We start from the raw sequence: 22903 nt of genomic DNA on the forward strand, positions 1-22903 counted from the left end.
TATCCTTTGTTTCTTGTAAAAAGGAAAAACTGGATGTGATTAATGACAATCGTCCTGTAACTGAAAACCGGCCAAATTCAAATACTAGAATTGTTAATCTATCTGACTTTAATCAGGTTGTTGCTAATGGCGACAGCTTGACAAGTTTTGTTGTGTTGCATCCGTTAAATCCGGGGAATCATAAATATCCTGGAACCTCATATTTCCCAACAGACGGACGTTTGACAAAGATATGGACAGTTCCACAAGATCTTTTTGACCAGAAAGAAGAGGCAGACCTTACGTTTGCAGCTCGCTTTTATCAGGGTTTTGGTTTGAACCATGATTTTAAAGTCAAGGTTGACAATAGTTATGAGCAACCTAAGGATTATTTTTTGCTTCCTTCCTTATTCATGAATGGTCAACCGGAAGTTGTTGCACTAACGCGTGCTACGACTAGTCCCACTAAGCCAGACCATTTTAAAATCCGCATTGTTAATCTCGGTGGGACAATTAAAAATCCAGCTATTGGAATGAATGGTCCGCAAGAAAATCTCGTTGGTCCAATTTCTTTAGCCTATGCCGATGGTACATTGGTGAATCAAAAAACCAGTGCAATAGCAGCTTCTCAGATTAGTTCTGATTACATCGAGTTGCCTTATGGGACTTATCAATTCAAGATATTGGTAGCAGATGGCAGACCCCTTCCTTCTTTGGGCTCAGGTCGGTTTGAGTACGGGCTCATTGATTTACCGACTTCCACCATCCCAAAAGATTATGCGAAGTCTACTAATTTTACTTATGCTCCGATTCAGGATTTTCAACCTGGTGGTGTTTATACGATCGTAGTCACTCCACAGCGATTTAATTATTTCTCCAATGAGCTGAATGAGACAGTTTCAGCCTATCAAAATTCGTTTCAGATCATTACAGATATTGCTGCGCCAACGAATCAAAGTTATTTGAGGATACAAGGTGTAAATGCATATAAGGATCAATCGATAGGGTTTAGGGTCGATGGAAAGGTTATTGCCAGTGGTATCGGATTTGGAAAAGGAAGTAATTATAGTGTGTTTACCCAGAAGCAATATGATATTGAGGCTATAGATGCAACTGGAAACGTACTTGCGACGATTAAACAGGAATTGCGGAGCAATCAAAATTATACGTTATGGCTCTATCCTGATCGAAATGGAAAGGCTCAGTTGCTTCTCATTTCCAATGATCTGAGTGGTACGCTCCCTTTACCGGCTGAAGACGATGGGACATACAGCCGGCTAGCTTTTAAATTCTTCTTCTTTAATCGCTTTTTAAATCTATCGGCAAGCAATCCTTATATCACCTTTACGCTACCTAACGGACAGCCTTTCGGAAACAGTGGCAATGTAAATCTGCAACCTGGGATCCCTTCGATTAATATGCCTTATACCAATGTAAATATTATGGCGAATCCCTACGCAATAATGGCTTATCGTTCTAAACCAGACGTAATACCAGGTGTCTGGGCCGACGATATTGACGTATTGCAATCGACGGAGTTTATAGCAAATAAATCGCTGTATACAACCATTGGAAGGCCTCTGCCAGCATTTGAGCCAGGGATTTATACTGTAGCATTGATTGGAAAAAGTGGTTCGGGATCGTCCGATAAAGAAAAAGCGCGAATGATCATTATCAAACATAATAAATAATGAAAAAGCAAAATATATCAAGTCGTATTTGGCTACTGGCCATTTTTATACTATTGCTTGCTTCCTGTACGAAAATTGAATATACACAGATTGCCGAGCCGGCTTATCTACGTGTTTTTAATAATGTCAATTACGTACAGACTATGGGTAGCAAAGATGATAAAGTACCCTATTTCTGTATGCTTATCAATCCAAAAATAGGTTCTGATGGAAAATTTACAGGAGCGGAAATTATAGGTGATTTCTTGGATAAACGAGATCCTTATGCTCCCCCATATCCTTCTCACATCGGGAACAGTACAGACCCAAGCAATCCCGAATATCCAGGAAAGGAAAATGTCCTAGTCGGTCCTATTTTAAACGGATTTGACCTAAGTAGCTGGGCTCAGGTGCCTTCAGGCGAAGTAAGGGTCGTATTTGCGTATCGTCCAAAAAATACGGTACCCTTCTTCGAATTGGAAGATCGTTTGAAAAATGACATTCTAATTGACACGGTGATCAATCTTCAAAGCAAAGAAGTTTATACACTCCATCTTTTGCAAAGGGATTTTTTAAAGAAGGATCATGGAGTCTTATTGAGACATGAAAATTTCTATAAACTCCCTTTATCAGATTCATTGGTGTACGTAAACTTTTACAATATGAGTGCAAAAGGGTTCTGGGAAGCCGATGCAAGCTTAAAAGATGATGATTATCGGTTGAAAAGCTTCAAAAATGGTGTTAAGGATGATATGAATGTATTTTTGTCACTTTATGAAAGTCAGGAAGAGCTCAGCCATTATGCTGCGAAAGTAAATGGTTACCAAGGGCGTTTTTTGACGACCGTTAAACGTAATACAAGTTCAAATGAAGTGAACGCCTATGCAAGTTTTCCGTTATGGGCGAGTAGTAAATCCAACGGTATCCGCACAGCTATTTGGCAACGATTTGACTTTTTTACACCTGGAATGGATCCCGTCGCGAATCCATTTTATGACAGTGAGACAAATACAGGTGGCAACTGGGCTGTACTTAATTGTCTCCTAAACGGAAAAGTAGGATTGACCAGTAATGAAAACGGAACACTGCTTCCAAATTTGTTGGTCAACGTACATTCGGGAAAGGATAATCCACGCACTTTCGCAACGGTCAATACGATCGAAATTGTCAATGGTCGCGTCTACCTAACGACTATACAACGAAAATATGCTCCACCTATTTACTAAAATTAGCAGAAATGATTCAATATAATAGCAAAATAGAACAGAAGGTTTCACTGCTTCATGCTATAGGCTGGTTTTCTGCGTGCTTATTTATTTTGTTGCTACAAGGCTGCAAACATGATAATCTCACGGTGCCCCAACCTAATGAAAATATACGACCGGCAGCCGATTTTATTCGTAATAATTATGAAATGCGCCTCTTTGATGCAGCGTTGGAGAGAACTGGTCTGAATGTCGAACTAAATGGCAAAGGTCCATTTACAGTTCTCGTTCCAAACGATCTCGCTTTTAATGAGATCGGTGTGTTTCGCCCAACCGATTTTGATCGAATGAATAAGGATAGCTTGCGGAGACTGATTTCTTATCATATTCTCCCAAGGCGTCTTTATGTGAGCGATATTCCGAGTAACTCAGTGGATTTTAGGTATGCAACACTCGAAGGTTCCGAATTGTATGCCTCAATCGGTTCTGTCTCACCTGGGGCTACTAATCCCGTGAATATGCTGTTTTTTAGCGGATCGAAAGCGATCCGCAAAGACGTGGTTTTATCCAACGGGGTGTTGCATGTGCTGGATAAGGTTATGAAACCACAATTTGAAAAAAATATTCAGGATTGGCTCAGTGACAAGAAAGACTATACCGTTTTTGTGGCTGGACTGAAGAAATTTGGTCTGTGGGATCAGTTTGCTGGAAAAGGCCCTTTTACGGTATTTGCACCAACAAATGAGGCCCTAGAAAAGAGAGGGATTACGATGGAATTTTTGGATAGTGCTGTTCCACAGAATTACGTCCCTGAGGTATTGTTTGGTGCCTACATCATGTACGATAAACATTTTTTTATATCGGATTCACAGGTTTTTACGATCATTAATTCGAACGGTAATTACAAATACCACTTGAAAGATAAAGTACATTATATGGAATATTTTGCCAATGAAGTCTATCCGACTTGGAAATTGAGTTATAATATGAGACTCCGGGACAATGATACTTTCTATTCGATTATACTCGCCGATGTAACGTATGCTGTCGGCGCTAAAATGGACTATTTGTGTAGTAATGGTCTGGTACATGATTTAGATCAAGGGCTGGTAAGCCCAGATCAAGCGATAAAAAAAGGAAAAGATGAAAAATAAATCAATAAATGCCGTTTGGTATATGCTATTGTTATGTACTACTGCTGTGTTTGTACTGCTATCTTGCCAAAAAACTGAGTTTATGCCGGAGCTTGTGGGGGAGGAAGTTCCCTATAAAAACGAAGCTTCACAGGATGTTACGCAACTATTGACAACGCATAACGAAGCAAAAGTTTTTTTAGCAGCATGGCAGAAAAGTAACATTGTAGCACTGATTAAGGCTGCTGGAGTCAATACAAAAGTGACCGTATTGGCGCCAACCGATAATGCGTTAAAGCAAGTTGGAATAACACTAGAGACTATTCAAAAAATGACTACTGAGGAAGCTGCCGATTTCGTTCAATTTTACAGTTTTTTAGGAGATCTTAACCAAATTAAACTTGGTAAATATAGTCTCATGGTTCGATCGATGTTAAAAAATCAAAATTATCGAGTACCTTTTTATGATAATACCGAGCCAGTCGGCAGACGTTACGACATCTATGCTTATCGTCATTATCTCGCTGTGAAAGATGGCGATTTGCTAGTCAATGGTAAGTCTAAAGGAAAATTAGCTTATGAGCCCGCGACAAATGGCGGTATCTATATGTTGGAAAAAGTGATCGAAAAGCCTACTATGACCATATTGGAGACGCTAATAGCTGACGGAAGGTTTACTTTTTTTGTGGAATCCCAACGTTTATCCGAGGAAATGTTTTATGAAAAAATGTTGGATGATATTGAGCCTCTATGGGGATATCGTATGAGTAAAGAGGAGTTTTTGAGCTATTATCCAGAGGCCAGAGTTTCCTATCAACGAGGATGGGATATCGATAGGGATCCATTTTACAATGAGTTACCTAATCTCAACCTGACAGCCACATTTGCACCAACAGATGATGCCTTTCGAAAAGCAGGGTTTAATAGCGTGGCCGATATTCTAGCTTTTAATGCTAAACGGGGAGATGTAAGATACGACGACTTGTATTTTGAACCACGTGGATCATATCCGACAGATACTTTATTCAGTTTTCATCGCAATTGGGGCAGAGTGTTTGCAACTGAGGATCCTGCTTATGGCATAGCGATGTCCAATAATACAGTCTTTTATAGTAATGATCTGGATCCTGCCTTGTTAAACGATTATTATGTGAATATAGGGGGGAGTAGTCAGGTTCGATACGCTTATAAGATGCCTTTAGCTTTTTCTAAAAATGGAAACCAGATCCAAATGAAAATCAAAGAAGCCGAGCAAGCACCGATCAATATTATTGAGACAGATATCAATACGGTTAATGGACCGATCCACGTTGTTGATAACCTACTGCTTCCAAAAGGATTTAAACTTAAATAAAAGATGAGACGACATAATTTTAGTTATAGCAAGTGTAGCCTATTTTTGCTGACGATCAATCTATTATTTGCTTGTAAAAAGGAAGAAAACACGACGAATTTTGACAATAATAAGGTCAACTTGGTCGTTGCCGATAATTTTAATTTATCGGTATTTAATGCTGCATTGCGCGTCAGTAATATGGATAAAGAGCTGCAAAAGGGCGAAGGTCCCTATACTTTGCTTGCTCCATCCGACAATGCCTTTGGAAAGGCGGGTTATCCAACTGTGGTGAGCATGCTGTCTGAACGCGCAGCAATAGTTTCTAATATCGCTAATTATCACATACTGGATGGAAAATATGAGCTCAATAAGCTTCCTTTTCTGTTTAATCAAGAATTGAAAACACGTCGCGGTAAGGTCTATGCCACACACTGGGTCAAAGGCGCCGATACAGTACTGACACTGAATGGAGCACGTATATTGACACAAAATTTGCCTGCATCTAATGGACTGATTCAAGTGCTCGACCGCGTTATGACTCCCTATGTACATGATAAGATTGTCGATGCTATCAACGCAGATGCGAGTATCAGCATATTTGCTCGTGCTATAAAAAGGACCGGCATTTTATCCGAAAAAACAAATCAGGGAGCCTATACGGTTTTTGCACCGAATAATGCTGCAATGACTCTGCTGGGATTTCAATCCGTGCAGGATGTGGAGCTGGCCAATTTGGACGACCTGAAAAAGATAGTCCGCTATCATATTCTCCATGACCGTCGTTTTGTGTACGACTATATCTTGAGTACGGGTGATACAAATATGTCTAAGCAAACCATGCTAGATGGTAACAGTGTTGACATTAAGTTGGTTCCAAATACCAGTTCTCCGGGCTCTTTTAGCGGCATAACACTTCGGGGTTTGGGGAATACAAATGATGTCTTATTACAGAAACAGGATATCCTTACCGGAGATGGGGTACTACATATTGTTGATCAGGGGCTCCGGCTAACACAGTAATAAGAAGATTTATCTAACGAATTAATGAAACATAGCAATGAATAGATATCAAAATGACAGTATATGCATAGGAAGATCAACCATGACTTTCTATCCTATAATGTCAATACTAAAGCTAATTTTACTCTTTTTGTTTCTTTTGCAAGCGCTCAATTCTTTTGCGCAGGAAACTTCGGGTACAATTAACGGAAAGGTGCAAAGTAGCAGTGGAACTCTTGTGGAGAAGGCGACCGTTACTGTGATACACACACCAACAGGGACCCGTTATGTGCAATCGACCGATAAAGATGGACGTTTTACTTTAAATAATATTCGTATTGGCGGTCCATATACAGTTGATGTAAGTAGCATTGGATTACAAACAGAACGTAAAGAAAATATATTTGTGCGTTTGGGAGAAACCTTGCAGACGGACTTTATTATGCAACAGCGTAATGAAACACTTAGTGAGGTCGTTGTGACTGGCCGGAAAGCTGATACAAGGGCTGGGACAGTAGGGACGGGAAATCATTTCAGTGGCGCGCAAGTAAGGAATATGCCTACAGTCAACCGTTCGATTACTGATGTAACTCGGCTTACACCGCAAGGAAGTCGCGATAATAGTTTCGGTGGTACAAACTTTAGGTATAATAATGTCACGATAGACGGTGCCATCAATAATGATGCAATAGGTTTTAGCCCCTCTCTTGGTGGACAAACGGGGACCTCAGGAATGGCAGGGAGCAGTACAAGAACAAACCCCATATCAATAGACGCCATTCAGGATATGCAAGTATATTTGGCTCCCTACGATGTCAAGATCGGAAATTTTACAGGCGGTTCGGTCAATGCTGTCACGCGAAGTGGTACAAACCAAGTTGAAGGATCGGTTTACGCCTATGGACGGAATGCCGCGTTAACGGGTAAGGACCGGGTGGGAACTTTGGGGAAAATGAATAAAGATTTTTATGATTATCAAACAGGTTTCCGAATAGGGTTTCCTTTAATAAAAGATAAATTATTCTTTTTCAGTAATGAGGAGTTTACCAGGCGCCAAGATCCTACGCAGTTGCGTGTTGGGACTATCGAAACAGCTCATATTTTGGAGCAGCGCGATGTAGAAGCAATAGCCGAAGCCGCTCGTTCACGCTATGGTGATATTTTTAATATTGGAACCGCAGGTAATTATACAAATTGGTCCCGGTCAACCAAGTTTTTCAATCGTTTAGACTGGAATATAAATGCCAAACATCAGTTGGCAATCCGTAACAATACAATCTTTAGTAAGGCAACTCATATGGATCGGGATCAACAGGATTTTCGGTTCAGTAGTATGGCCTTTGAACAAGAAAACAACCAAACAAGTACCGTTGCAGAATTGAAAAGTAGATTTAGTAATAATCTTTCTTCCAATATTGTGTTGGGATATACACAGGTAAATGATCGACGCGACCCTTTAAGTGATCCTTCCTTACCTCAGGTACAGATACAAGGGCGTACACCGGGCACAACAATTTATCTTGGAACTGATCGTGAAGCTAGTATATTTAATATGCGACAAGGTACCTGGGAGATTACGGCCAATCTAAATTGGACAAAAGGTAGGCATAAATTGTTATTTGGAACACATAATGAGCTTTATCGCATTCGGTATGGGTTTGTTAACAGTTGGAATGGTCGGGTTGATTACAATAGTATTGCGGATTTCGTCGCGAATGTTCCGTATCGCGTAAGAGGAAGTTACAACTATAAGGATAATTCACGTTCTTACATTCTGGATCATCCCGCGGCTAACTTCTCTGTTGATATGTATAGTCTCTACATTCAGGATGAAATCCGTATCAATGATCGTTTCCAAATCATACCTGGACTTCGTGCGGATTTGGCAGCATTGCCAACAATGCCGACACGAAGTGATAAAGTCAATGACATGTGGTCTGACCCCACTTTTGGCACAACCTACACCTATACGCCACCAAATCGGTTAAGAAATGAGTTTCTAAATAGAATACAGTTGTCTCCGAGAATTGGCTTTCGATGGGAGGCAATGGACAATAAGCAACTGACTGTCCGGGGTGGCGCCGGTTTGTTTACAGGACGTATACCGTTTGCCTGGTTGGCTTATGCATACTATAATACGGGTAACAGTTATGGTGCTTTCGATCAAAAAGCAGACCAGAAACCATTTGCACCCGGCTCTGACCCTATAAAGCCAAGTCCGAATGGAATAGGTGAGTTTATAGCGCAGAATGGCGCTGTTATTAATGATCCAAGTACCGGAAAAACGCAGGTTGATCTGGTCGATAACAATTTTGTACTGCCGCAGGTGCTGCGGTCCAGTTTGGGTATAGATTACAAAGTTGAAAGCTGGAAATTTACGGTTGAAGGTATTTATACAAAGAATATTAAAGATGTTCTATTTCAGCAGCTGAACAACAAGGATAACCCATTATGGTATGGGTATGACGTCAATAAACAACAACCTGTTTATAGCGGTACTGTGGATAATCGTTTCTCGAATGTATATCTTCTGCGTAATACCAATCAAGGTTACCGCTACAGTATAACAGGGACCATTGGGAAAACGATCAAAGAAAAATTGAATGCCACGCTGAGCTATACCTATGGAGAATCAAAGGATTTAAGTAATGGCGTACGTAATTCTATGGAAAGTAACTGGCAACTGAATCAGTCACTTATTCCTAATAATCCAAAGTTAGCTTACAGCAATTTTGATATCCGTCACCGTATCGTTTCGAGTATAAATTACGAACAAACTTGGCGTAATGCAGGGCGTACGAATTTTACCTTGTATGTCAGTGCGCAATCTGGAAGTCCATTTACCTATGGTATCGTCAATAACAGCATACAAGGCTTGCCACAACAAGTAAGTTTGGTTTATATTCCAAGACAGACGGAAACAATTCATTACTTTAAAGATCTTGCAAATGGTCTTTCTGCTCAGCAGCAAGCAGATGCTTTTAATCGGTTCATTGATGGTAATGATTATCTGAGCTCCCGTAGGGGTGATTTTACAGCGCGTAATATGGGACGTACACCATGGAATGTACAGGCAGATCTTCGAATTGCACATGATCTCTTTCTTCAGAAGTCAAAGAAACAATTTATAACATTTTCGGTGGATGTTATGAACTTGACTAATCTAATTTCCAAGAAATGGGGTATTCAATATTTTTCGCCCAATACATTTAATTCGACGAGTAGTGTGGGTCTTACCCCATCATTATTTCCGCCGAGGCAAAATGCTGATAGCTGGCCCGTATTTACCTTTAGTGATCCTGGGCAGCCTTATAGCATCGATTATTTTAACTCAAGAGCACAAATACAAGGTGGGGTTCGATATACATTCTAGTTTGGTCATTTGGGAAAAACCTAAAAGGATAGCGGATATATAGTTATAAGAATTTATTCCAATGAAAAATACAATTAATCTAGTCATCATATCTATATGGATGGCTATTGCGACGATCGGTTGCAGTAAAAAGGAAGAATTGGTCGATAAAATTCCGGCTAAAGTGGATAGTTATTACCCTAATTCTGGTAAAGCAGGTACACTAGTTACGATTGAAGGAGAAGGCTTCAGCGGGGCAATTACAGAATTTTCTGCAACAGTTGCAGGGAGTTCGGCAGAGGTGATTAGCGCTACTCCAACATCGGTTGTTTTACGTGTGCCAAAAGGTGACAAAAGTGGCGGAATTGTCTTGAAGTATGGAAGTAATAGTTTTGATGTTGGTACGTATACCTATCAAGATCTTTCAGTCTCAAAAATTTTTCCGACAAATGGTACAGGCGGCACCCAACTACGGATTGATGGGGAGGGCTTTGGTAGTACAGATAAACCTGCAGAAGTCTATGTTAATGGCAAAAAAGCTTTGGTTGTGAGTGTTACAGATAAATTAATCGTTGCAGAAATTCCGGAAGATGCGGGGTATGGTGCTGTAGAAGTTCGTGTGGATGGTAAAAAGTCGCAAGGACAGAATTTTACTTATCAGGTCGTCCGCAGTATTAAACCATTAACAGGTGGGGCGGGAACCAAAGTTACCCTAATGGGTGAAGGCTTCGAAAAAGTCAATTCGGGGAATATCGTTGATTTCAATGGAAAGATCGCGGTCGTATTGGAGTCTAGTCCTGAAAAAATTGTCGTAGTGGCTCCAGCTGGTGTCAGTACCGGACCTCTATCCGTGAATATCAATGAACAGAAGATTTCGGGTCCGAAATTTACGGTTGTAGGCAAGCCTGAAATCGGCGCAGTCTCTCCTTTGAGTGGCCCAAAAGGGGCTGAAATGATAATAAATGGGCTATTATTTAGTAAAGAACTTGATGAAAATCAGGTTTTTATAAATGGAAAGCAAGTTGCTATTTCTTCAAGTAGTGAAAATCAGCTTAAGTTGATCATTCCTGGTGGAACTGGATCTGGAAAGGTAAGGGTTGTAGTCAACGATCAATCCGTGGAAGGACCACAGTTTAAGGATCAGACGCTTGGTATTCGTTCTATAAGTCCAGACAATGGTTTGGCGGGAACAAGTGTAACTTTATTGGGAACTGGATTTAGTACAAATGCTGCCGAAAATAGGGTTTATTTTAATGGTGTTTTGACCCCTGTGACAAGTGCTAGTGAGAATAAGTTGGTTATGGAGGCACCACAGGGTGTTTCAACAGGCGAGGTAAAGGTAATCGTTGGCGGTCAGGATGCTTTAGCACCGCAACCGTTCCGTCGCGCAGGTGTAATGACATTCGTAGGGGGGCCAGGAAGTACGGTATTCGGCAATAACCTAGCTGGAATGGCGATAGATGCGCAGGGAAATTTATATGTCGCAGATCCGGAGAATAAACAAGTTAAAAAGGTGTCCCCGACTGGAAGTGTATCTATTTTGCAGGTAGATGGTGCCAATGCTGTATTCGACTATCCTACAGGAATAGTTGTTGACCCACAAAATAATATTTATGTCAGCGATCAGCGAGCAAATCAGATTTTTAAAATTACACCTGCGGGCAAACGTACTGTATATGCAAAAGGATTTTCTCCGGGTGCAATGTGTTTAGATCTGTCAGGGAATTTATATGTGGCAGTAGCTGGTTTTGCGCAGGGAATAAACAAAGTCAACCTGGCTGGAGGTTATACGAAGGTACCCGGACCTAGTTGGGTAATGGCTAAGCCCTTTGTGGATAGTCAAGGAGTTTTGTATTATTCGGATCAGAACACGAGCAGCAATAACGGGATCGAAATTGTAAGACCGGGTGATGCACGTGGGGAACGTTGGGTTGGAGGTTCGGATGCGGGCTATCAAGATGGGATTGGAACGAACACATATTTCAACGGAATAGGCGGTATCACAGCAGGATTAAATAACAGATTGATTGTTGCCGATAACCACAATTATGCTATTCGGGAGGTCAATATGTCGACACGAGAAGTGATTACTTTGATAAAGGGAACGAATGGATATGTGGATGGGACTTTATCGACAGCACGTTTTGGTCTGATAAAAGATGTGGTAGTAGATAAAGATGGTAATGTCTATCTTCTGGATGTTAGTAATAAAGCTATTCGGAAACTGTTTTTGAAATAACAATTGTACATAAATCCCCGATGCAATCGTATTGTTTTTTAGGAGCTCCTCTCTTTAAAAATAATGCGGAGTATGTGTCGGGGATTTTTATGTTAATAATGAAACGACAGCTTTAGCTATTGTGGCAAATTGACAATGATTAAAGTGTATTATTCGCAAGTAAGAAGTCTCCGTAGAAATCGGGGATATTGCTGTCGTAAATTGCATTTGCGACAGCTGATATTGGGTAGTCGACTTTAACGATCTCGGCATTAATTTGTTTTTCAGATAAGGTGATTATTGTGTAAGTTGCTTTTCTGTCTTTTTCCTTACTTCGGCCCACCGAACCACAATTGATAAAAAAGACGTCTCCATCCTGTTGAATATAAGAATGGTGTGTATGTCCCATCACCAGAATATCGATTGCTCTTTGCTTTAATAGGGTCGATAGAGCATGCTTTGGAGTTGATTCATGGATGTATTCGTCATTGCTTTGGAGACTGGCATGGACAAGAAGGATTTTCCTAAAACTCGTTCCAAGCTTGAAGGTTAGTTCAATGTTGTAGGGTAATGTTGCTAACCACTTTTTATGAGGGGCCGATATCTCCTTCTTGCTTATGTTGATGGCGATTTCTCGATTTGAAGTCTCTATTACATCATGGTGTGGTAAAGGGATAATGGCTTCGTCAAAAGCAATTCTTTGGTCATGGTTTCCCAGTAGACATGGAATGTTTTTTTCTTGTATTCTGTCAATGACTTCATTCCCCCAGGGGGCGAAATCAACAAGATCACCTAAGCAGTAGATTTGTGTTAATCCGCTATTTTTGATATCTTTTAATACCGCATCCAATGCAATTAAATTGGCATGAATATCACTTATTATGGCAAGTTGTATCATATTCTTATGCTACAAACATAATCATTCGGGTAATCAGTCAACCTACAATTTACGAGGTAAGGAAGAAAATGATAATAGCATTATAATTTTTGTACTAAAAGGGGAGTAGTTGGTTGAAATTGGTGAAGAAATACTTTAAAATAAGCACATAGCTAATAGCCTCAGATATGTGCTTATTTAGGTGGTACGTTACTAAAGATTCATTCCACCGGATACCTCAATACGTTGTCCGTTGATCCATCTTGCGTCTTCGGTACAGAGGAAGGCCACCACGCCGCCGATATCGTCAGGTACACCAGCACGTCCTAAAGCTGTAACAGCTGCAATATGCGCATTTGTTTCTTTGTTATCCCGCACATGCCCGCCACCAAAATCAGTCTCGATCGCGCCAGGAGCAACAACGTTTGCTGCAATACCTCGAGGACCGAGTTCTTTGGCAAGATACCTCGTCAGTACCTCTATTGCTCCTTTCATCGAGCCATAGGCAGATGATCCCGGAAATGCAAAACGTGCGAGACCAGAGGAAATATTGATAATACGTCCACCATCATTCAAATAGGGAAGAGCTTTCTGCGTGAGAAAAAATACCCCTTTATAATGGATGTTATAAGCTGTATCAAATTGTTCTTCTGTGGTTTCTATAAAGGGGGCATATAAGGCGGTTCCTGCATTATTGATTAGGAAATCGAAGTTTGATTGCCCAGTTTCTTGTTTTATATGCTGTGTAACTCGTTCGATGAAGAGATCAAAAGACTGCACATTACCTGCATCCAATTGGAATGCAGCTGCATGCTGACCTAAAGATTGTATCGTAGCAACTACATGATCTGCTTCCTCCTGATTGCTATTGTAGGTTAGAATGACATCGATTCCTTTTTTTGCAAGGCTAACAGCCATGTTTCTACCTAAACCACGGCTTCCGCCTGTTACCAATGCTATTTTACTTGTAGCCATTTTAATTTGTTTTAAAGATCCAACAGCACAAAGATCCTCCGAAAAGTTATACTTTTCCTTGCGAAATACAAATGGATATTTGCGAAATTCAAATTATAACGATTGAGAACGAAAAATGTTTGGGGCAAAGCCAGTTTGCTTCTTGAAAAAATTGGAAAAATGAGCGATCTCCTCAAAGCCAAGTGAATAAGCAATCTCAGAGACATTCCAATCGGTTTGTCGCAGTAAAATTTTTGCCTCCTGTGTGACTCTGGCTGCAATGACATGGCTGGTTGTTTTTCCCGTATTTTCCTTTAAAATTTTATTCAGGTGATTGACATGTATGGCAAGTCGTTCCGCAAAATCATTAGCTGTCCGTAGTTGTAAACGTTGCATTGGAGATTCAATGGGAAATTGTCTTTCTAGCAATTCTATAAATAATGAGGTTATTCTATTAGAGGCATTATGTGTGGGATTTGTTATACTTTTGGGTTGCAGCTTTTGCCCATAATGAATGATCTCAAGAACATAATTTCGCAACAGATCGTATTTAAAGACGTACTCTGAAGAAAGCTCTTTATTTATTTTTACGAAGATTTCCTCTATTTCAATACGTTGTTCTTCTGATAATTGAAAAATCGGAAGGCCGCCCGGTTGAAAGATAGGGAGATCATCTATGTTAACACCACTTTTATTTCGGGTTAGAAATTCATCGGTGAAAACGCAGAAATAACCCTTCTGATGCTCGTCTTTCGGTATCCAATGGTAAGGAACTTTTGGGGTAGCAAATACAAGTGCTGATTCATCGATTTCGATCACTTTGTCGGCATATTCAGCCGTGTTTTTCCCTGTGATTAAGCTTATTTTATAGTACGTACGCTTATTGTAGGGCATGATCGGTTTATCTTTTAATGTAGCTGCAAGTTCCTCAAAGTTGAATACATTAAAATGACCAATCTCTCTTGCGATCTCTTTTGGAATGCTCGCATTGATCTCCTGATAAAACTGTTCAATGGAAGTTGTTTTCATTTAAATTCGATTTGCAATAATCAAATGTACTGGTTTTAAATTACATTCGATACTCGCAGTTATGTTTTTGAGATTTTGCTATTCTCATCTTAATGTAAATTGCAATATTATATTTTGCACAATATAATTTCTTACCATACATTTGTACAAACAAAACAAATTGAAATATGAAAACGTTATATAACATCGGCGCGACAGCCAAAGGAGGACGAAACGGTCAGGTAAGAAGTGAAAATGGTGTACTGGATTTAGCTGTTCGTATGCCAAAAGGACTAGGAGGTGCGAATGATGATTATGCCAATCCAGAGATGCTTTTTGCTGCAGGTTACGCTGCGTGTTTTGATAGTGCCTTGAATTTGGTCATTAGGTCAGAAAAAGTAAAAACTGGAGAGACTTCGGTAACTGCACATGTGAGTATTGGACAATTGGATAATGGTGGTTTTGGATTGGCTGCAGAATTACATGCAAATATACCTGGCGTAAGCTTAGAGTTAGCACAACAATTAATTGAAAAAGCACATCAAGTGTGCCCTTATTCAAATGCAACTAGGGGTAATATGGATGTCAAATTGACGGTATCAACTAACGAATAATATATGAATTATATTGCCAACGTGCTTACAGCACTCGTACTTTTAGAACATGTATACATTGTATGGATGGAAATGTTTGCTTGGGAAACTGCAGGAAAACGTAGTTTTGGAAAGGCTCTCCCGGCAGAATTATTTAAGCCAACGAAGGGGCTTGCTGCAAATCAAGGGCTCTACAATGGCTTTCTCGTTGCAGGTTTAGCCTGGTCTTTTTTTATCAATGACCCCATCTGGAGTCACAATGTACGCCTGTTCTTTTTAGGATGTGTCCTTGTTGCCGGTATTTTTGGTGGAATTACAGCGAGCAAAAAGATATTTTTTGTACAAGGAGTTCCTGCATTGTTGGCGTTGTTATCCGTTATACTCGTAAAATAAAAATATAATTATATGTCATTAATAGAAGATTTACAATGGCGTCATGCTGTGAAAGCATACGATCCGACAAAAAAAGTTAGTCAAGAAAATATAGATAAAATCGTTGAAGCAGCGCGCTTTGCACCGACTTCCTCGGGCTTACAGCCATTTAAAATATTGATTGTTGAAAATCAGGCATTGAAAGAAGAATTGGCAAAAGGAGCACTAAATCCAGACTGTATGCGTGAATGCTCACATGTGCTTGTTTTCGCTGCATGGGATCGTTATACAGAAGAACGTATTGATAAAGTTTATGATTTTACTACAGATGAACGGGATTTGCCAAGGGGACGCTTTGGCTCCTATACGGACAAGTTAAAATCTATTTATCTGAATGAAGCTGCAGAAAGAAATTTTGCGCACACGGCAAGACAGACTTACATTGCTTTAGGTTTAGCTTTGGCTCAAGCAGCGGAACTCCGCGTTGATTCCACGCCTGCCGAGGGCTTCGATAACCGCGTCGTGGATGAGGTTTTACAATTAGAAAAACATGGACTTAAAAGCGTTTCATTGATGTATGTTGGTGTGGCGGACTCTTCGAGAGATTGGATTTCGTCAATGAAAAAGGTTCGAGTACCCAAGGAAGAGTTTGTCGTTGAGTATAAATAGTTGATTATTCTCTTTCAATCCCTCGAAAACTCAATAACTTTGCAAGATGGATGATTTATTAAAATTAGATAAACAGCTTTGCTTTTCAGTGTATGTGCTACATAGGGAAATTATGCAGCAGTATCGAACTATTCTTGAAGAGATTGACTTGACCTATCCACAGTATATCACCATGATGGCTTTATGGGAGAATGATGAGCAAACAGTAAATCAATTAGGAGCTAAGTTATTTCTGGATAATGGAACGCTTACGCCACTATTGAAGCGCTTGGAGACTAAAGCTTTGCTTACTCGAACACGAAGTAAAACTGACGAGAGGGTAGTCAAAATCAAACTTACAAAGCAAGGATTACAATTAAAAGAAAAGGCAAATTGTGTTCCCATGCAGATTTTTGAAGCCTTAAAGCTCGACTATGCTGATATGGTTCAGCTTAAAGCCTTGGCAGAAAAAATCGTGAATAATGTTGGAAACAGCTAGTTTTTATACGATATGATATCAAAAAAAAGGATTAAATACACCTGCCTGTATTTAATCCTTTTTTTTTGATATGGATTGTCTTGAGCTATAAATGTTCACGTGCCTTTTATTATACATCATTTTAGCATATTTCGGATTTTTTGACAGGACTATAATGTGGAGATTCGTGGTATGGAAAATGTCATTCAAAACATAGAAAATCTAGATTGGCCTGCGATTACAGAAGAAATGCATAAACAGGGTTATGTAGTCATTCCAAATCTATTGACAGATTTACAATGCGATCTATTAAAAAAAGGGTATAGCGATTCGACGCTCTACCGTAAAACTGTCGTTATGGAGAGATATCGATTCGGAATAGGAGAGTACAAATATTTTGACTACCCACTACCAGAGTTGATTCAAACAATTCGATCCCAACTTTATCCCCATCTGGCCGTCATTGCTAATGCTTGGTTTCGTGCGCTGAAAGTCGATAAGTCGTTTTCGATGAAACATGAAGACCTTTTGACGGATTGTCGCTTGAAAGGACAAGAACAGGCAACAGTATTGATTTTGAAATATAGTCAAGGAGGTTTCAATACCCTACATCAGGACTTATATGGAGAAATCTATTTTCCGATGCAAGCGGTGTTTATGTTGAACGAGCCAGAAATAGATTTTACAGGGGGGGAATTTGTCCTAACGCAACAAATACCTAGAGCGCAGTCAAAGGCTATTGTTTTAAAACCCCAAAAGGGAGATCTCGTCCTATTTGCGACAAATTTTAGGCCTGAGAAAGGACGAATCGGATATTTTAGGGTTAATATGAAACACGGGGTGAGTGAAGTTACGGCAGGTGAACGCCATGCGTTGGGTATTATTTTTCACGACGCCGAGAGATAAAACCCGCACAATGGAATGGCATAAAAATATATCAGATGCTTCATTGCACGCCAAGATTCGAACCGGAGAAATTCGCTTAGGAGGCAATGAAAAACTAAAAATTTATGGATTGCTTTGTTGTATTTCGGGAAAAAGGATGAAGCGGGAGAACAGGGTCTTTTTTGCCACTGAGCAAGAAGCGCTAAAGCATCAATATCGTCCTTGTGGGCACTGCTTAAAAGCGAACTATGTTGAATGGAAGGAAAAAAATAGGAGATTTGGTGAAGTGTAGGTCGCATTAAGTTCTCTTAGATAGAGAATCTAAGTAAATCGAGTTTGGAAAAAGTATCTTATGTCAATTTCCTTGTGTATTGTTGAATTTTGTGTTTATCTTGAGGCAGGGTTAGTTATCGTAGATCAAAAGAAAAATGCGTTTATTTTCGATTGCTGTTTATTTTATTTTTTCGGCTCTGCTGTTGATAAGCTGTGAAGAGCGAAGGCGAGATACTAAAGTATTGAGTTATATGGCGCATAATGAACGGGATAGTGCCCGTTTGGATCTTAATCTTTTTGAGAGCCGTTTTTATGGCAAATTGTTCTTTTATAGACCTGGAGGTGAGGTTGATTCGGGAGATATTCGCGGGAATATCCAAAAAGACACATTGCTTGGGGACTATTATTATACGCCATTTGGCTGGGGACAGAAAAAAAGAAGACCCTTTGTTTTATTAAAAAAAGGGTCTCTGTATATTTTAGGTACAGGAACGGAGCAAGTGTATATGGGAATTCCACATTATATACCTTCAACCGTCAATTTCCAAGACCCAAAGTTTATCTTTGAGAAAGTTAATCAGTAGCCCTAATCATCTAAAATAGGCGTCTACAGTATATTTTTTAAACGAATATATTGTAGTAGCATAATGGTTTTTCCATCTTTGATTTCACCTGTATCAATCATATGTAGTGCTTCTTCGATATTGATTTCTAAAATTTCAATATGCTCTTCCTCTTCTTCTAAACCACCGCCATCGCCAACTTTCATGTTATTGGTGTATTCTGCTATAAAAAAATGTAGAATTTCAGTTACAGAACCTGGAGACATATAAGCTTCAAAGATCTTTTTTGCTTCCTTAATCTGATAGCCTGTTTCTTCTTCTGTTTCCCTGCGTATACAGTCGTGGGGAGAATCTTGATCAAGAAGACCTGCACAAGCTTCGATAAGCATACCTGATTCATTCCCGTTGATGTAGGTGGGTATTCGAAATTGTCTTGTTAATATGACTGTTTGAGTACTGGTATTATAGAGTAAAATGACAGCTCCATTGCCACGATCATAAGCTTCTCGGCTTTGTTGCTGTATCGTGCCATCGGGTTTGCTGTATTGATAAGTCACTTTTTTTAAAGTGTACCAGTTGTCTGATAGAATTTCAGTTTTTACAATTTTAATATCTTTTATTGCCATTTTTAGCGCGTTAAAGTCAAAAGATAAAAATAAGAATTGCAATCCAAACTAAGCAGGAAAAACTAAGAGAAGCCTTGATGAATTTATACGAAGTGTTGATGAACCTCAGTGCGTTCTAAATTGTTTTGGATTCAGACCTGTGTGTTGTTTGAAGAAATTAGAGAAGTAAGGGGAGTCAACGAAACCAAGTTTGAACGAAATTTCTTTGATAGATAAGTCGGTTGCTTTTAACAATCGTTTTGCTTCCAAGATAGTTCGTTGTTGAATGAGCTGGCTCGGAGATACTTCGAGCTTTTGACGGCAGATTTTAGTAAGGTGCGGAGTGGATATATTAAGTTGTTTCGCATAGAAAGATACCGACTTCTCATGCTGAAAATGGATGTCAATTAACTCTTGCAACTTTAAAAGACGTGGATTGGAGTCATTATTTTGTTCATTTTGTACTATTTTCTGTACCTCTTTGCTTATTATAGATGCGACGACAGCTGTGCGAGAGTAGATAATTGCAGGAACGCAATTGTGATCCTCAAGTTCTTTTCTTATTGCATTAAATTCATAATAAAGCAGAGCAAATGTTTCGCTAGAGAGTGAGATAACAGGAGTACGTTGATAGTAAGCAAATGAAAAATGGAAATTGGGCGAAAATTTCTCGAAGTGTTCCCTATCGACCATCAATTGGAAACCAGTTGTATTGGCCCCTAATTTCCAACTATGAACTTGCTTTGGAAACAGGATATGGATTTGATGACGATCAATATGGTAATCTTTAAAATCAATCGTATGAACACCTTCTGCTTGGTCAAAAAGTACCAATAAAAAAAAATGATGCTGGTGTGGACGCGCTATATGATGTTCACCACGTAATTCCGAGTATAAATATCCTTGATTACCCGCAAGCTGGTCTTTTCTAAATTCTTGAATATCTATTGTTGGAAATAACTCCATCGAAATGACTTTGAACCTAAATATAACTATTTTATTTTAAACCATCTTCCAATACCTGTTTGCTGATGGTGAATTCACGATAGCCAAAGGCTCCGGATTTATAACCAATTACGGCGCCAAATTCAATGCTTTTTAAGGAAGATGTCTTTGGGAATACAGAAGAGCGGTATACATTGGCCGCAGCTAAAGGTTTTTCGAATACACGAAAGTGTATACCATCCTTTGAATAGGCGAGATAATTCATATCTGAGGTAAATCGGTCGACGTTTCCAATTGCCAGACATAAAAAATAATATCCATCAATATAGGAACCTTGCAGATGCCAAGTCGAATACCCCTTGCTGAATTCTAGCCAAGGTTTGTTCATAAATTCAACTTTCTTACTGTCGCGATATGCTGTAAAATCTAATCCATTTGTAGAAATACGCGATAGGATATTGGTCATAATTGGTGCTTTGTAGCTAGGCATGAAATCCACTTCGTAACTGGTCGTTAAATTTGTCGAATTTCTCACAAATGTTGGAGAAAGGATGTGGTTATCTTGGAAAGATGTTGGTTCATTACTATTATACACGAGTTCCAGCGGTGTCCAGTCAATCCCATTTTTTGATGTCTGCCTTACAATAACACGTTCAGCTTCTTCATTTAATTTTTTATTGTTGTTTGCGCTTTTGGCACCCCATTTTTTTAAAATTTTGCTTGAGAAAAAGCAACCTCTATAATATAGTTCGAATTCCTCACCGTTGAAATTCCAGTCTACATCGGACCAATAACCTTGATTGGGGCTACCATCTTTTTGGATGAAAGAATCTTCTAGTGCCGGACGTCGTTGAATAGGATTTATTAATCCTGCCGGAGTGATCCATTCTTTTCCATCATTAGAAACTACCACAGTCGGATTTTCATAGAGTGAGGCGGTACGATCTGACCCTATTATGCCAAAATATGGCGTAAATACCATCCAATATTTGTATCCTTTAAAACCGGCAGGGAAATATTCAACATCTGGGTGGCAATAACTCGCACTATTGCCAGAGATATCGCGTATCCAGCCTGGCAACTCTTCGCCAGGTTGGTTTGCATTGGCAGTTGTATTAATTTTTATTGAACCGAGGTCAGTTGTGAAACCTGTAGGTATGGGTAATTTATCTTTTTCAATGACTTCTGGATCCGGTGGTACAATTCCTGGATGAATATCTCTTTTACAACCAATAAATAACAAAAAGCCTAAAAAGAAATAGGTAATTCTCTTAAATGACATATAGATCAATAAAAATAAAATATAAATGATAATCCCTTACGGTATGACTTTTCCTGTTAATCTTAGCTAAATGATAGCAAAAATGATTTATTTTTTTTATTTCTCAAAATCGATTTAATAAAATACTTTTATATGTTATAAATATTTGGTTTTCTGGTTTATAAGTGTCTTTTTGACTTGTGTTGATGAAATAAACTAATGGATGATGTGCCTAAGGAACTTTCTGTTCAGATTTTGGACGATTCAGCAAACTTTCAATGCTTAATATAAATTTGTTATGTTTGGGAACGCGAAATTTTTTTCTATTAGTGACATGATAACAAGCTAGAAATCTATAAATTGCTTTGAGGTTCAACTTAATATTTTGCTGGATAACCTATATTTTTTTTTGATGCTGGCGAGGACTTTCTTGTAGTATTTCGTTTTATCGGTTTCGTCAATAACAACAATTTCAACATCGTTTGCTTGAAGTAATTGCATTTTATCTTTGGAGAGCGCGTACCATTTTTTTGTTGTATAATAGAAGAGTTTATTTTCAATAAAGGTACTTCGTCTATAAAACTTATTTCTGGCGCGGTAGGTTAGCAACCACCAAAGGTCTATTTCTACAAAATCAAGCGATAGGCCTAGGATATGGATATCCTTTGTAAAAAATAAATCAATCCATGATTGGAGTTTAGTATCTTTTTTTCGACTTAATCTTTTAATTAATGCAGCCTTGTAGACTGTTTGCGAATTATAATTTGTCCCATTAACGACATAATCCCTCATTTTTTGCAATTGACCACAGTAATGTTCATAACCGAGGTTAATGGAAGAGGGATTTAGGCAGTCGCCGTGGATGTGCCAATAGTTCGTGTTGCCGATTTGGTGTTTACGAAATACACTGTAGGTTGTTTCACGGATAAGGCCAGCATTTGCTGTTGCGGTTTCTCCTTCTAAACTGAATTCATAGTTAGTTGTGATGATATTTTCGATCGAGAGATCCCGAATTAATTGGTGGATTTCATTTTGATTGATTTGAGAGACACAATCCGATATATAGCTTTTAAGTTCTCTTTCATTAATATGCTTTTCTCGAATTGCGTTAAGGAATATTTCCTCATACAACATAGGGAACGGTTTTTGTCCATTTTCCAATGAGCTAACTTTATACTTTTCTTTGATGTTGTGTAGCAAATCACTCCAGCTTATCCCTGGTGAAATATTATTAATGTCGTTCCCGACTAATAAAGCAAACTTGTTCATTGTATTGTAAATCAAGATTTACGTCTGTAAAGTTAAATGAAGATGTCAATCGATCGCATCTTTTGATATAACATTTAATCGATTGAATTTAGATTTCTTCCATACGAATTTAATAAAAAATCGAAGGATTTTGTACATGACCACAGCGACGAAAGCGTTCTTAATCTCATTATATACCGCATGGAAACAATGTGATGTAAATTGAAACTTCTGTAAAAAATGGCTACGTCATTGCGATGGACGGATCAGTCAAATATGTTGGTTTTATTCGTCAAAAAAG

21 protein-coding genes are annotated in these 22903 nt (G+C 39.0%); 14 read left to right on the forward strand and 7 right to left on the reverse strand.

What is annotated here, in order from left to right:
* Positions 1-35 precede the first annotated feature (35 nt).
* From B3P16_RS01250 to B3P16_RS01280, 7 genes are all read left to right on the forward strand, one after another.
* A complete protein-coding gene (locus tag B3P16_RS01250; RefSeq protein WP_286752487.1) occupies positions 36-1670 on the forward strand; it encodes a DUF4397 domain-containing protein in 1635 nt (544 codons plus the stop codon).
* Positions 1670-2875: a hypothetical protein gene (locus tag B3P16_RS01255; RefSeq protein WP_115049744.1), complete on the forward strand. Its 1206-nt coding sequence runs from the start codon at positions 1670-1672 to the stop codon at positions 2873-2875. The genes B3P16_RS01250 and B3P16_RS01255 overlap by 1 nt, the downstream gene beginning before the upstream one ends.
* 11 nt (positions 2876-2886) lie before the next feature.
* On the forward strand, positions 2887-4008 hold the full coding sequence (locus tag B3P16_RS01260; RefSeq protein WP_286752488.1) for a fasciclin domain-containing protein: 1122 nt from the start codon (positions 2887-2889) through the stop codon (positions 4006-4008).
* The gene (locus B3P16_RS01265; protein ID WP_286752489.1) at positions 3998-5341 is read left to right on the forward strand and encodes a fasciclin domain-containing protein; all 1344 of its coding nucleotides are present in this window, start codon (positions 3998-4000) and stop codon (positions 5339-5341) included. The genes B3P16_RS01260 and B3P16_RS01265 overlap by 11 nt, the downstream gene beginning before the upstream one ends.
* Positions 5342-5344: 3 nt before the next feature.
* Positions 5345-6343, forward strand: a complete 999-nt coding sequence (locus tag B3P16_RS01270) for a fasciclin domain-containing protein (RefSeq protein ID WP_286752490.1) — start codon at positions 5345-5347, stop codon at positions 6341-6343.
* 100 nt (positions 6344-6443) lie between these two features.
* Entirely contained in the window at positions 6444-9695 is a 3252-nt protein-coding gene (locus tag B3P16_RS01275; RefSeq protein ID WP_286840981.1) for a TonB-dependent receptor, read from the forward strand.
* A 61-nt stretch (positions 9696-9756) separates the two neighbouring features.
* On the forward strand, positions 9757-11913 hold the full coding sequence (locus B3P16_RS01280; RefSeq protein WP_286752492.1) for an IPT/TIG domain-containing protein: 2157 nt from the start codon (positions 9757-9759) through the stop codon (positions 11911-11913).
* Positions 11914-12052: 139 nt separating this feature from the next.
* Here B3P16_RS01280 and B3P16_RS01285 read toward each other — a convergent pair whose 3' ends face one another.
* From B3P16_RS01285 to B3P16_RS01295, 3 genes are all read right to left on the reverse strand, one after another.
* Positions 12053-12790 carry a metallophosphoesterase family protein gene (locus tag B3P16_RS01285; protein ID WP_286752493.1) on the reverse strand — a complete coding sequence of 246 codons (738 nt, stop codon included), beginning with the start codon at positions 12788-12790 and terminating at the stop codon, positions 12053-12055.
* A gap of 192 nt (positions 12791-12982) precedes the next feature.
* The gene (locus B3P16_RS01290) at positions 12983-13744 is read right to left on the reverse strand and encodes an SDR family NAD(P)-dependent oxidoreductase (protein WP_286752494.1); all 762 of its coding nucleotides are present in this window, start codon (positions 13742-13744) and stop codon (positions 12983-12985) included.
* 93 nt (positions 13745-13837) lie between these two features.
* Positions 13838-14752: a helix-turn-helix domain-containing protein gene (locus B3P16_RS01295; RefSeq protein WP_286752495.1), complete on the reverse strand. Its 915-nt coding sequence runs from the start codon at positions 14750-14752 to the stop codon at positions 13838-13840.
* A 167-nt stretch (positions 14753-14919) separates the two neighbouring features.
* On the opposite strand from B3P16_RS01295, the gene B3P16_RS01300 reads away from it, so the two are divergent.
* From B3P16_RS01300 to B3P16_RS01330, 7 genes are all read left to right on the forward strand, one after another.
* A complete protein-coding gene (locus tag B3P16_RS01300) occupies positions 14920-15345 on the forward strand; it encodes an organic hydroperoxide resistance protein (protein WP_159729772.1) in 426 nt (141 codons plus the stop codon).
* Between the two features lie 3 nt (positions 15346-15348).
* Positions 15349-15717, forward strand: coding sequence for a DUF1304 domain-containing protein (locus B3P16_RS01305; protein WP_286752496.1), 369 nt, complete (start codon positions 15349-15351; stop codon positions 15715-15717).
* A gap of 12 nt (positions 15718-15729) precedes the next feature.
* On the forward strand, positions 15730-16365 hold the full coding sequence (locus B3P16_RS01310; protein WP_286752497.1) for a nitroreductase family protein: 636 nt from the start codon (positions 15730-15732) through the stop codon (positions 16363-16365).
* 46 nt (positions 16366-16411) lie between these two features.
* The gene (locus tag B3P16_RS01315; RefSeq protein ID WP_286752498.1) at positions 16412-16843 is read left to right on the forward strand and encodes a MarR family winged helix-turn-helix transcriptional regulator; all 432 of its coding nucleotides are present in this window, start codon (positions 16412-16414) and stop codon (positions 16841-16843) included.
* Positions 16844-17014: 171 nt separating this feature from the next.
* A complete protein-coding gene (locus tag B3P16_RS01320; RefSeq protein WP_286752499.1) occupies positions 17015-17728 on the forward strand; it encodes a 2OG-Fe(II) oxygenase in 714 nt (237 codons plus the stop codon).
* A 10-nt stretch (positions 17729-17738) separates the two neighbouring features.
* Complete coding sequence (locus B3P16_RS01325) at positions 17739-17999, forward strand: Ada metal-binding domain-containing protein (RefSeq protein WP_286752500.1); 261 nt, start codon at positions 17739-17741, stop codon at positions 17997-17999.
* A 232-nt stretch (positions 18000-18231) separates the two neighbouring features.
* Positions 18232-18564, forward strand: coding sequence for a hypothetical protein (locus B3P16_RS01330; RefSeq protein WP_286752501.1), 333 nt, complete (start codon positions 18232-18234; stop codon positions 18562-18564).
* 23 nt (positions 18565-18587) lie between these two features.
* Here B3P16_RS01330 and nudK read toward each other — a convergent pair whose 3' ends face one another.
* From nudK to B3P16_RS01350, 4 genes are all read right to left on the reverse strand, one after another.
* Positions 18588-19169: a GDP-mannose pyrophosphatase NudK gene (gene nudK / locus B3P16_RS01335; RefSeq protein ID WP_286752502.1), complete on the reverse strand. Its 582-nt coding sequence runs from the start codon at positions 19167-19169 to the stop codon at positions 18588-18590.
* Positions 19170-19274: 105 nt separating this feature from the next.
* Positions 19275-20114, reverse strand: a complete 840-nt coding sequence (locus tag B3P16_RS01340) for a helix-turn-helix domain-containing protein (RefSeq protein WP_286752503.1) — start codon at positions 20112-20114, stop codon at positions 19275-19277.
* 31 nt (positions 20115-20145) lie between these two features.
* Positions 20146-21375 carry a hypothetical protein gene (locus B3P16_RS01345; RefSeq protein ID WP_112373591.1) on the reverse strand — a complete coding sequence of 410 codons (1230 nt, stop codon included), beginning with the start codon at positions 21373-21375 and terminating at the stop codon, positions 20146-20148.
* Between the two features lie 351 nt (positions 21376-21726).
* Positions 21727-22623 (reverse strand): SIR2 family protein, encoded by an 897-nt coding sequence (locus tag B3P16_RS01350; RefSeq protein WP_115049762.1) that lies wholly within the window; start codon positions 22621-22623, stop codon positions 21727-21729.
* Positions 22624-22903 lie beyond the last annotated feature (280 nt).

The organism is Sphingobacterium sp. UBA7631, from assembly GCF_002483935.1.
GTDB classification, from domain to species: domain Bacteria; phylum Bacteroidota; class Bacteroidia; order Sphingobacteriales; family Sphingobacteriaceae; genus Sphingobacterium; species Sphingobacterium multivorum.

Bases quoted from the DNA above. Each gene is read 5' to 3' on its own strand.
- B3P16_RS01280 (WP_286752492.1), top strand. From the start codon at position 9,757: ATGAAAAATACAATTAATCTAGTCATCATATCTATATGGATGGCTATT.
- B3P16_RS01265 (WP_286752489.1), top strand. From the start codon at position 3,998: ATGAAAAATAAATCAATAAATGCCGTTTGGTATATGCTATTGTTATGT.
- B3P16_RS01305 (WP_286752496.1), top strand. From the start codon at position 15,349: ATGAATTATATTGCCAACGTGCTTACAGCACTCGTACTTTTAGAACAT.
- B3P16_RS01350 (WP_115049762.1), bottom strand. From the start codon at position 22,623: ATGAACAAGTTTGCTTTATTAGTCGGGAACGACATTAATAATATTTCA.
- B3P16_RS01275 (WP_286840981.1), top strand. From the start codon at position 6,444: ATGTCAATACTAAAGCTAATTTTACTCTTTTTGTTTCTTTTGCAAGCG.
- nudK (WP_286752502.1), bottom strand. From the start codon at position 19,169: ATGGCAATAAAAGATATTAAAATTGTAAAAACTGAAATTCTATCAGAC.
- B3P16_RS01315 (WP_286752498.1), top strand. From the start codon at position 16,412: ATGGATGATTTATTAAAATTAGATAAACAGCTTTGCTTTTCAGTGTAT.
- B3P16_RS01290 (WP_286752494.1), bottom strand. From the start codon at position 13,744: ATGGCTACAAGTAAAATAGCATTGGTAACAGGCGGAAGCCGTGGTTTA.
- B3P16_RS01255 (WP_115049744.1), top strand. From the start codon at position 1,670: ATGAAAAAGCAAAATATATCAAGTCGTATTTGGCTACTGGCCATTTTT.
- B3P16_RS01270 (WP_286752490.1), top strand. From the start codon at position 5,345: ATGAGACGACATAATTTTAGTTATAGCAAGTGTAGCCTATTTTTGCTG.
- B3P16_RS01345 (WP_112373591.1), bottom strand. From the start codon at position 21,375: ATGTCATTTAAGAGAATTACCTATTTCTTTTTAGGCTTTTTGTTATTT.
- B3P16_RS01310 (WP_286752497.1), top strand. From the start codon at position 15,730: ATGTCATTAATAGAAGATTTACAATGGCGTCATGCTGTGAAAGCATAC.
- B3P16_RS01330 (WP_286752501.1), top strand. From the start codon at position 18,232: ATGGCGCATAATGAACGGGATAGTGCCCGTTTGGATCTTAATCTTTTT.
- B3P16_RS01320 (WP_286752499.1), top strand. From the start codon at position 17,015: ATGGAAAATGTCATTCAAAACATAGAAAATCTAGATTGGCCTGCGATT.
- B3P16_RS01260 (WP_286752488.1), top strand. From the start codon at position 2,887: ATGATTCAATATAATAGCAAAATAGAACAGAAGGTTTCACTGCTTCAT.
- B3P16_RS01300 (WP_159729772.1), top strand. From the start codon at position 14,920: ATGAAAACGTTATATAACATCGGCGCGACAGCCAAAGGAGGACGAAAC.
- B3P16_RS01325 (WP_286752500.1), top strand. From the start codon at position 17,739: ATGGAATGGCATAAAAATATATCAGATGCTTCATTGCACGCCAAGATT.
- B3P16_RS01295 (WP_286752495.1), bottom strand. From the start codon at position 14,752: ATGAAAACAACTTCCATTGAACAGTTTTATCAGGAGATCAATGCGAGC.
- B3P16_RS01285 (WP_286752493.1), bottom strand. From the start codon at position 12,790: ATGATACAACTTGCCATAATAAGTGATATTCATGCCAATTTAATTGCA.
- B3P16_RS01340 (WP_286752503.1), bottom strand. From the start codon at position 20,114: ATGGAGTTATTTCCAACAATAGATATTCAAGAATTTAGAAAAGACCAG.